At 71.1% G+C, this 7,096-nt stretch carries 5 protein-coding genes; 3 read left to right on the top strand and 2 right to left on the bottom strand.

What is annotated here, in order from left to right; translation table 11 throughout:
* Window positions 1-99 precede the first annotated feature (99 nt).
* Window positions 100-1,458: an FAD-linked oxidase C-terminal domain-containing protein gene (locus tag G6021_RS04370; protein WP_179524711.1), complete on the bottom strand. Its 1,359-nt coding sequence runs from the start codon at window positions 1,456-1,458 to the stop codon at window positions 100-102.
* 9 nt (window positions 1,459-1,467) lie between these two features.
* Window positions 1,468-3,597: an MMPL family transporter gene (locus G6021_RS04365; protein ID WP_182640740.1), complete on the bottom strand. Its 2,130-nt coding sequence runs from the start codon at window positions 3,595-3,597 to the stop codon at window positions 1,468-1,470.
* Between the two features lie 262 nt (window positions 3,598-3,859).
* Between G6021_RS04365 and G6021_RS04360 the strand changes: the two genes are divergently transcribed.
* From G6021_RS04360 to G6021_RS04350, 3 genes are read left to right on the top strand one after another with little or no spacing between them, the layout of a single operon-like run.
* Window positions 3,860-4,996 (top strand): pyridoxal phosphate-dependent aminotransferase family protein, encoded by a 1,137-nt coding sequence (locus G6021_RS04360; RefSeq protein WP_241732531.1) that lies wholly within the window; start codon window positions 3,860-3,862, stop codon window positions 4,994-4,996.
* Window positions 4,993-5,907 carry an NAD-dependent epimerase/dehydratase family protein gene (locus tag G6021_RS04355; protein ID WP_179524708.1) on the top strand — a complete coding sequence of 305 codons (915 nt, stop codon included), beginning with the start codon at window positions 4,993-4,995 and terminating at the stop codon, window positions 5,905-5,907. The genes G6021_RS04360 and G6021_RS04355 overlap by 4 nt, the downstream gene beginning before the upstream one ends.
* 29 nt (window positions 5,908-5,936) lie before the next feature.
* The gene (locus G6021_RS04350; protein WP_182640738.1) at window positions 5,937-7,064 is read left to right on the top strand and encodes an acyl-CoA dehydrogenase family protein; all 1,128 of its coding nucleotides are present in this window, start codon (window positions 5,937-5,939) and stop codon (window positions 7,062-7,064) included.
* Window positions 7,065-7,096 lie beyond the last annotated feature (32 nt).

The raw sequence follows: 7,096 nt of genomic DNA, 5'->3' as shown, positions 1-7,096 counted from the left end.
CGGGTTCCGGCCGGCGACGGCGGCGGCGGCGACCACAACAACGTCGACGACGACGAGGTCGCGCAGTAACCTCGCGAGCGGACCGCCGCCCCGGTGACGTCAGAACATCGTCCCCGGGTTGAGGATCCCCTGCGGGTCCAGCGCCGTCTTGATGCGGCGGTTCAACTCCATCACGTCCTCGCCCAGCTGGGCGGGCAGCCACGGCGCCTTGAGTCGTCCCACGCCGTGTTCGCCGGTGATCGTCCCTCCCATCCCGATCGCCAGGTCCATCACCTCACCGAACGCCGCCTGGGCCCGGTGGGCGCGGTCCGGGTCGTCGTCGGCCAGCACGATGATCGGGTGCGTGTTGCCGTCACCGGCGTGGGCGACCAGGGCGATCGGCACATCACGCCGGGCCGAGATCTCCTCGATCCCGGCGACCAGCTCGGGAAGCGCGGGCAACGGCACGCCGACGTCCTCGAGGAGCAGCGTCCCGGTCTTGCCCAGGCTGGTGAACGCGGCCCGACGCGCGACCGTGAACTGCTCCCCCTCCTCGGGATCGTCGGTCGCGAACACCTCGCTCGCGCCGTGGGTGCGGAACGCCTCGGCCATGAACTCCGTCTCGGCCGCGCGGTCGGGTCCGGTGAGGTCGGACTGGGCCAGCAGCATCGCACCGGCCGAGGTGTCCAGGCCCATCCTCAGGTCCGCCTCGACAGCCCGGATCGAGACGTTGTCCATGAACTCGAGCATCGCCGGGCGGATCCGGCGGGTGACGGCCAGGACGGCGTCGCTGCACGCCACCACGTCCGGGAAGATCCCCACCACGGTGGAACGGGGCGGCTGTTCGGGGATGAGCCGCACGATGATCTCGGTGACCACCCCCAACGTGCCCTCGCTCCCCACGAAGAGCTTGGTCAGGCTCAACCCGGCGGTGTCCTTGAGCCGCGCGCCGCCCAGTCGCACCGCGGTGCCGTCGGCCAACACCACCGTCATCCCGAGGACGTAGTCGGTCGTCACCCCGTACTTCACGCAGCACAGACCGCCGGCGTTGGTGGCGATGTTGCCGCCGATCGAGCAGATCTCGTACGACGAGGGGTCCGGCGGATACCAGAGTCCGTGCTCGGCGACGGCCCGCTTGACCTCGACGTTGAGCAGACCCGGCTGGACTGTCGCGGTGCGGGTGACCGGGTCGACGTCGATGTCGCGCATGAGCTCGGTGGACAGCACGATCCCGCCCTCGACCGCCGTCGCTCCCCCGGACAGCCCCGAACCGGCCCCCCGCGGGACCACCGGCACGCCGTGCGCACTCGCCCAGCGCATGACCTCCTGCACGTCCCCGGTCGACCGCGCGCGCACCACGGCGAGCGGCATCCCCGGGTCCGGGGCCTTGGCCCAGTCCTGGCGGTATCCCTCGAGCACGTCCGCGTCCGTGAGCACGGAGGCGGTGTCGAGGCGGGCACGGAGGTCGTCCAGGATCATGACCCGAACCTACGACGAACCCTCCCGGATCCGCAGGCGGTCGAACACGGCCCGTAGCGGCCGTGGAGCCCACCAGTTGGCCTCGCCGAGCAGGAGCATCGCACTCGGGACGAGCAGCAGCCTGATGACGAACGCGTCCACCAGCACGGCGAGCGCCAATCCGAGCCCGAGCAGCCGGACCACGCTGATCCCCGAGGTACCGATGGCGAGGAACACCACCGCCACGAGCACCGCCGCCGCCCCCACCACGGGGGCGGTGCGGGAGACCCCGTCGACCACGGCCCGGGTGGTGTCGCCGTGGCGGTCGTACTCCTCGCGGACCCGGGAGAGCAGGAACAACTGGTAGTCCATCGACAGTCCGAAGGCCAGGCACGCCATCAGTAGGGGCGAGGAACTGTCCACCACCCCCGTGGCCGTCACGCCCACCAGGTCGGCGAGATACCCCTCCTGGAAGACCAGGACCATCGCGCCGAAGGTCGCGGTGAGGCTCAGCGCCGCCATGACCAGCGTCTTGAGGGTGACCAGCACGCCACCGGTCAGCAGGAAGACCAGGGGCAGGACCACCGCCATGACGAGCAGGGCGACCGGGAGCGCCCGGTCACTGATCGCCTGGCGGGTGTCGACGTCGTCGGAGTAGGTTCCCGCCACCGGGGCGGGTGCCACCACCTCGCGGACACGTTCGGCGAGGTCTTGTTGCTCCGGTTGCGACAGACCGGGGGCCGTCACCACCTCCACCGCCGCGACGGAGCCCCGCCTCAGGTCGGGGTCACCGGGACCCACCGCGAGCCCGTCGGACAGGGTCTCGTCCGGTCCCCGCGTCGCCGTCACTCCGTCGATACGCGACACCCGCTTCGCCAACACCCCGGGATCGACCCCGTCCGCGAGGATCACCAGGGGATCGGACCCGAGGTCCGGACGCTCGTCGCGCAGTCGCTCCGCGGCCACCCTGGACGGGGCGTCCTTCGGCAGGACCCTGTCGTCGAGAGTGCCCAGCCGGAGGCCGAACGCGGGCGTCAGCAGGATCAACAGGAGCGCCGACACCCCCAGCGCCACCGCCACCGGGTGCCGGCGCGAGACCCCGAGCATCGCCGTCACCGAACGGCCGGGGCGGGTCGGGTCGACCCGTCGCACGGACCACGCGTCGATCCGCCGACCGAGGACCCGCAGGACCGGGGGCAGGACCACCAGGGTGAGGGTGGCGACCAGCACCACGACCGCGACACCGGTCATCGCCATGGATCTCAGGTAGGGCATGTCCACCGCCGTGAGCGCGGCCAGACACAGGCCGACGGTCACCGCCGAGATGACGATCGTCCTCCGGCACCGACGCATCGTGCGGGCGACGGCCTCAGGTGGGTCCGCCCCGTTCGCCAGTTCCTCGCGGAACCGGGTCACCACGAGGAGGCTGTAGTCGATCGAGAGCCCCAGCGCCAGGCCGATCACCAGGTTGAGGGCGAACACGGACACGTCGATCACGTGCACCAGGCCGGACAGGACGACGAACGACGAGAGCATGGCGAGCACGCCGATCGCGACCGGGACCGCGGCGGCCACCACGGAGCCGAAGAACAGCACGAGCAGGACGAGGGTGACCGGGACGGCGATGAGCTCGGCGCGGGTGAGATCCTCCCGGGCGATGAGGTCGTCCTCACGCAGCACCTCGGCCCGGCCGGTCAGCTGCCTCTCGACGCCCTCGCCGGGCGGGGGCAGGGCCTCGCGGAGCTCGTCCAGCGTGCGTCTGGACTCGGCGTCGTCGCCGGACAGCACCGCGCTCACCACCGTGGGCCCGTCCCCCGGCGCCGGCGACACGGTCACGCGACCCACTCCCCCGGCACCCGACAGGAAGGACGCCACCGCCTCGCCCTCGCGGGCCACTGCGGCGGACTCCGCTCCCGAGACCAGGACGATCAGATCGGGGGTGCCCACCCCGACCTCCGCGTCGAGCCGCCGTTCGGCGACGGCGGACGGCGTGGAGTCGGCACGGAACCCCCCGGGGGTCAGGGACTCCTCCACGCCGCCGGCGGAGAGCGCTCCCAACACGGCCAGGATCAGCGCCGCGGCGAGCGGCCACCCTCTCGCCAGGACCGACCGTCGGCGGTGAGCACGCGGCGTCGTCCGGGGTTCGGCTCTGTGACTCATGGGGCTCCTCATTCAGTCGTCCCCTCATTCGTTCCTGATCCCGAGGCGGATGGGCGACGAGCGGCCGGACGGTGAGGAGAGCCGGACGGTGAGGATTCACTCGTTCGACCCATCCGGTCCACGGAAGGGGCCGAACCACCGGGACATCCCACAGGAAGGACTTCCCGTGAACCACCCACTCATCGACCGCCTAGCCAGAGACGAACGGGTCCAACTGTTCTCATCTCTCCAGGATGCGGGTCAGAGCCCCTACTACCGGACGATGAACTCCAGCACCGGCGCGACGAGCACCGTCCAGGGCGTGGACCGGATCATGCTCGGCTCCAACAACTACCTCGGCCTGGCCCGCCACCCCGAGGTCATCGAGGCCACCACCGAGGCGGTCCGTCGTTTCGGGTCGGCGAGTACCGGGAGCCGCCTGCTCAACGGGACGATGTCACTGCACGAGGAGCTGGAAGCGGAGATCGCTGACTGGTTCGGTACCGAGGACGCGCTGTGCTTCTCGACCGGGTACCAGACCAATCTCGGCACTCTCGGCGCACTCGTCGGCGAACGGGACGCGGTCGTCATCGACGAGTTTGCCCACGCCTCGCTCCGCGACGGCCTGCGCATGGCGCGGACCACCGTCCACCCGTTCCGCCACAACGACCTCGGCGCACTCGAGGACGCCCTGATCACGGCCCGCCGTGGCTCCCCGGAGCAGATCCTCGTCGTCGTCGATTCCCTCTACTCGATGGAGGGAAGCCTGGCGCCCCTGTCCGGCGTCGCGGAGCTCGCCCGGTCGTTCGGGGCCGCGCTCATGGTCGACGAGGCCCACGCCATGGGCCTGTACGGCCCGACCAGGCGGGGCTGGGTCGAGAAGACCGGGACGGTCGACGCCGTGGACGTGACCATGGCGTCGTTCTCCAAGTGTTCGGCCTCGTGCGGGGGTTTCATCACCGGCAGCTCCGACCTCGTGACCGGGCTCAGGGTCACGGCGCGGCCGATGATCTTCAGCACGTCCTCGGTCCCCGCCGCGACCGCGTCATCCCTCGCCTCGATCCGGCTGATGCGGACCGACGAGGGTGCGGCGCGCACCGAGGCGGTGCGCCAGAACTCGATCCTTCTGCGCGCCGAGTTGGGAAACAAGGGGATCGACTGCACCTCCGGCCTCACCGGGGACGAGTGGTCGCCCATCGTCCCCGTTCCCGTCGGCGACGACCTCCGCGCGGTCCACGTGTGGAACCTGTTGCTCGAGCGAGGCGTCTACACCGGTGTCGCGGTCCATCCGGCGGTCCCGGCGACCGGTGCGATCCTCCGTCTGTGCGTGACGGCGGACCACACGGAGGAGCAGCTGGTCGAGGCCGCCAGGGCGATCGCCGACATCCTCGCCGTCACCCGGGAGCTCTCCGCCCTATGAGGGTGGTCCTGACCGGGGCGTCCGGTGATTTCGGTACCGCGCTCCTGCGCGGTCTGATCCTCCGCGAGGAGGTCGATCACGTGGTCGCCCTGGCGCGGTCGCCGTTGCGGGTGCGGGACCCGAAGATCGAACGGCGGACCGTCGACATCGCCTCAGACGACCTCGACGAGGTCTTCGCGGGCGCCGACGCGGTGATCCACTGCGCCTTCATGGTCGAGGAGCCGCGCGACAAGGAGTCGGCGCGGGTCGTCAACGTCGACGGCTCGCGACGGGTCCTGCGGGCCGCCGATTCCGCCGGCGCCCGGGTGTGCGTGATGACCTCGAGCATCAACGCCTACGGCCCCCGCGGCGGCCCCGAGATCATCGACGAGACCGCACCGATCGGCGCCGGCGAGGAGCACTACTACTTCCACCACAAGGCACTCGTGGAGGAGGACGTGCGCCGGTGGCGACGAGGCTCCGACGGCCGCATGGCGACGGCGGTCCTGCGCCCGACCTACGTGGTGGGGCCCGACATGTCGAACTCCGGGTTGGAGACCATGCGGTCGCGCGTCGTCCTGCACCCGAGCCCCGGGAAGTCCTACTTCCAGTTCCTGCACCAGGACGACCTCGTCGACGCGTACCTGCGGGTGCTGCTCGCCGGCGTGGACGGCGAGTTCAACCTCGGTCCCGAGGGCGCCCTCACCGTCTCCCAGCTGTGCCGACTCAACCGCTCGGTCTGCGTCCCCGTGCCGCTGAGCGCCGCCCGACGCCTGGCCGACCTCGGGTTCCGGCTACGACTGCTGCCCTATTCCTCCCACTGGGTGACCTGCGGAGAACCGGTCACCACGTCACGACGACTCAGGGACGCCACCGGCTGGACGCCGCGGTACGACTGCACCGAGGCCGCCCGCCTGATGCTCGCCGGCTGATCCGGGCCCGAGCCCGCACCCACCCGACCGTGAACCGAAAGGACCCCATGCTCCTCACCTCCGAGAACCAGACCCTCGACTCCTACGCCCCCGGGCTGCGAGAACGCCTGTACGGCCACGGCCTCCTCGCCAACGAGGGCGCCCAGAGCACCGCCGTGGCCGACTGGTCCGACACCGGCGGGACCAGTCTCATCGTCCCCACCGCGCTGGGCGGTGCGGGCGCGAGCGCGGTCGACGCGGTGCGGTTCCAGACCGCCATCGGCGCGGTCGCCCCCTCCCTCGCGGCCGCGACCACGATGCACCACCTGTCGTGCGCGACCCTCTTCGAGGCCGCCGAAGACGCCTCGCAGGATGAGCGCGACCTCATCAGGGCGCTGGTCGAGGGCGGCACCGTGATGGCCTCCGGCTTCTCCGAGGGTTCCCCCGGGGGATCGGTGTTCCGCCCGACCATGACCGCCCGACGGGACGGTGACGACTATCTCCTCTCCGGCCGCAAGGCCCCCTGCAGCCTGTCGAGGTCCATGAGTCTCCTGGTGGCGAGCGCCCTCGTGGACGAGTCCGAGCGGGCCGTCGTCCTGGTCTTCGACGGTGCCGAGGGGTTGCGTCGGGAGGAGTTCTGGAAGAGCCCCGTCCTCGCGGCGGCCGAGAGCGACGCGCTCATCCTCGACGACGTCCGGGTCGAGTCCGACATGGTCTTCCTGACCTCCGAGAGCGATCCCGACGATGTGCACGAGATGACCGGCTACCTGTGGTTCGGGCTGCTCATCAGCGCCTGCTATCTCGGGGTGGCCACGCGTATGGTCGAGCGGCTCACCGATCGCGACCGACTCGACCCGAAGCTGTTCTCCTCGGCGCTCGCCGAGGTCGAGACCATGCGGACCGCCCTGCACGCGGTGGCTCGCGAGTTCGACGAGGGTGCTCGCGGTGGCGACGTCTCGGCTCGTCTCGCGCTGGTCCGGTGGTCGATGCGCGACGCACTGGTGAGGGTGCAGTCGATGGTCCGCGAGGCCGTCGGGGGGTTCGCCTACATGCAGGACCCGGAGCTCGCCTACGCCTTCGAGGCCGTCCAGGTGTTCGGTTACCACCCACCCTCGCGCCGGGACACCGCCGACAGGTTGGTGCAGTGGGCGCGCGGGGAGGACTTCCGCTACGTCTGAACCGGCGCCGGGGCCGGGGCCGGGGCCGGGGC

The sequence above is a fragment of the Dietzia sp. CW19 genome (assembly GCF_014145265.1).
GTDB classification, from domain to species: Bacteria; Actinomycetota; Actinomycetes; order Mycobacteriales; family Mycobacteriaceae; genus Dietzia; species Dietzia natronolimnaea.
Note: the sequence above shows the minus strand (reverse complement) of the source record. Positions and strands in the feature narration are given on the sequence as shown.